Annotated in this window: 3 protein-coding genes; all 3 read right to left on the bottom strand. The window is 70.8% G+C overall.

Annotated elements, in window-relative coordinates; all coding sequences use genetic code 11:
• Window positions 1-41: 41 nt before the first annotated feature.
• Window positions 42-515: a pantetheine-phosphate adenylyltransferase gene (gene coaD, locus IY392_RS15795; protein WP_107756661.1), complete on the bottom strand. Its 474-nt coding sequence runs from the start codon at window positions 513-515 to the stop codon at window positions 42-44.
• Complete coding sequence (gene rsmD / locus IY392_RS15790; RefSeq protein ID WP_194861723.1) at window positions 512-1,099, bottom strand: 16S rRNA (guanine(966)-N(2))-methyltransferase RsmD; 588 nt, start codon at window positions 1,097-1,099, stop codon at window positions 512-514. Before rsmD ends, coaD begins: the two co-directional genes overlap by 4 nt.
• Window positions 1,100-1,128: 29 nt before the next feature.
• Window positions 1,129-2,604: ATP-dependent DNA helicase RecG (locus tag IY392_RS15785; RefSeq protein ID WP_194861722.1), on the bottom strand; the 1,476-nt coding region annotated here is incomplete at its 5' end.

The following is a 2,604-nucleotide window of genomic DNA, read 5'->3' as shown; positions in this document are numbered from 1 at the left end:
TCTCACATCTCCTGCCGGGCCCGGGCGCCGGGCACCACAGGTCAGCCGAGCCGATCTTTCAGGGCCCGCGCGACCGGACCCGGCAGGAGATGTGAGACGTCCCCGCCCAGACGTGTGACCTCGCGGCACAGTGAGGAGGACACGAACGCCAGGTCCGCCCGGGTCGGCAGGAACACGGTGTCCACGCCCGCGATCGACCTGTTCATGTGGGCCATGGGCAGTTCGTAGTCGTAGTCGGTCGAGTCACGCAGACCCTTGATCACCGCGGTGGCGCCCGTCTGGCGGCAGTAGTCGACGAGGAGCCCGTAGAAGCTGTCCACGCGGACGCCGGGCAGGTCGGCGCAGACCTCCTCGATGAGCGCCTTGCGTTCGTCGATGGAGAACGTGCCCTGCTTGTTGGGATTGGCCACCACGCACACGATCACGTCGTCGAAGAGGTCGGCCGCCCTCCGGATGACGTCGAGGTGCCCGAGGGTCACCGGGTCGAACGAGCCTGGGCACACGACGGTGGTCATCGGGCGACCGTATCAACCGGGCGGGCGATCTCGACGGCGGTCTCCCCGTAGGTCCGCTCGAACTCCACCTCGTAGCCCGCGGGCCACCGCACCGCCGGGTCACGCCTGGACCTCTCCCACACCACGAGGGCGTCCCCGGCGAGCCAGCCCCCGTCCGCCAACGCCTCGAGGACGGGGGCGTCGAGGTCCGCTGAGCGCTCGTACGGCGGGTCGGCCAGGACCAGGTGGAAGCCTCCCGCGACGGGACACGGTCCGGAGACGGCGGCGGGCAGCGCCGCCCGCCTGACGGTCGGCCGGACCGACGGGAACGACGACGACAGGCCCGACGTGTTCGCGCGGATGGTCGCGACGGCCCGGGGGTCGTCCTCGACGAACCACGCGACATCCGCGCCCCGGGAGACCGCCTCCAGCCCGAGTGCGCCGGACCCGGCGAACAGGTCCAGCACCGCGGCGCCGTCCAGGTCCATCCTGCTGACGATCGCGCTGAACAGGGCCTCGCGGACGCGGTCGGTGGTGGGTCTGGTCCCTGCCGGTGGCACTGTGATCGAGCGCCCGCGCAGGCGGCCCGAGATGATGCGGGTCATGGATCCCCCGATGGTCGAGATGCTGATGGTCAGTACTTGAACAGGTAGTCCGACTCGTCCGAGCCGGACAGTCGACGGACGCGCTCGGCCAACGCCGGGTGGTGGTCCAGTCCGGGATCGGAGTCGAGGATCTCCTCGGCGTGACGGCGTGCGATCTCGATGACCTCGCCGTCGTCGACGACGGACAGCAGTCGGAGCGAGGCCAATGCACCCGACTGGGCGTCTCCCAGGACATCTCCCTCCCGGCGCTGGACCAGGTCGAGCTGCGCCAGCAGGAACCCGTCCGTGGTGGCGGCGACCGCACCCAGTCGTTCCATCGACTTCCCGCCCTCAGGAGAGTTGGTCACCAGGAGGCAGAGCCCGGGCAGGCCACCCCGACCCACCCGGCCCCGGAGCTGGTGGAGTTGGCTCACCCCGAACCGGTCGGCGTCCATCACCACCATCAGGGTGGCCTCCGGGACGTCCACCCCGACCTCGATCACGGTCGTCGACACCAGGACGTCGAGATCACCGGAGGCGAACGCACCCATGGTCGACTCCTTCTCTTCGGGAGGGAGCCGGCCGTGCATGAGACCGAGACGGAGGCCCGCCAGTGGCCCGGTGGACAGGTACTCGTAGAGGTCCACGGCGGCGACCAGAGGGGGCCTGTCGCTCCCCCGGCCGTCGTCCCCTGCGGACGTACCGTTCGCGGCGTCGCCGGTGTCGGCGTCGATCCGCGCACACACGATGTACGCCCGGTGTCCCGCCTCGACCTCCTCCCGGACCCGCTCCCAGACGCGCTGCACCCATCTCGGCTTGTCCCGGGCCGGCACGACCGAGGTGGAGATGGGTCTGCGACCACCGGGGAGCTCGTCCAGCTCCGAGACCTCCAGGTCCCCGAAGACGGTCATCGCGATGGTGCGGGGGATCGGTGTCGCCGTCATCACCAGCAGGTGCGGGACCGTCCCGTCCCGCCCCTTGGCGCGGAGCCGATCGCGCTGACGCACCCCGAACCGGTGTTGCTCGTCGACCACGACCAGGCCCAGGTCGAAGAAGTCCACCGAGTCCTGGATGAGCGCGTGCGTGCCCACGACGATCCCGGCCTCACCGGTGACGATATCCAGGAGCGCCGCCCGCCGTTCCGCGGTGGACATCGACCCCGTCAACAGCACGACCCGGGTGGCCTCCTCGGCGGCACCCAGTCGGCCCCGCTCCCCCAGATCGCCGAGCATGGCCGTCAACGAACGGTGGTGCTGGGTGGCCAGGACCTCGGTAGGGGCGAGCATCACGCACTGACGACCCGCATCGACCACCTGGAGCATCGCGAGCAGTCCGACGATCGTCTTGCCGGAGCCGACCTCCCCCTGCAGGAGGCGGTTCATCGGTTCATCCAGGGCGAGGTCGGCGGAGATCTCCTCCAGCACGGCGGTCTGACCGGCGGTGAGCTCGAACGGCATCCGCGCCTCCATGGCGGCGCGGACGCCGTCCGGGCGCACCGGACTGGCCGGCGCGGGGTCGCGGGCGAC

Source organism: Dietzia sp. SYD-A1, assembly GCF_015356725.1.
In the GTDB taxonomy this organism is placed as follows: Bacteria; Actinomycetota; Actinomycetes; order Mycobacteriales; family Mycobacteriaceae; genus Dietzia.
This window is presented reverse-complemented; position numbering and strand designations above follow the sequence as displayed.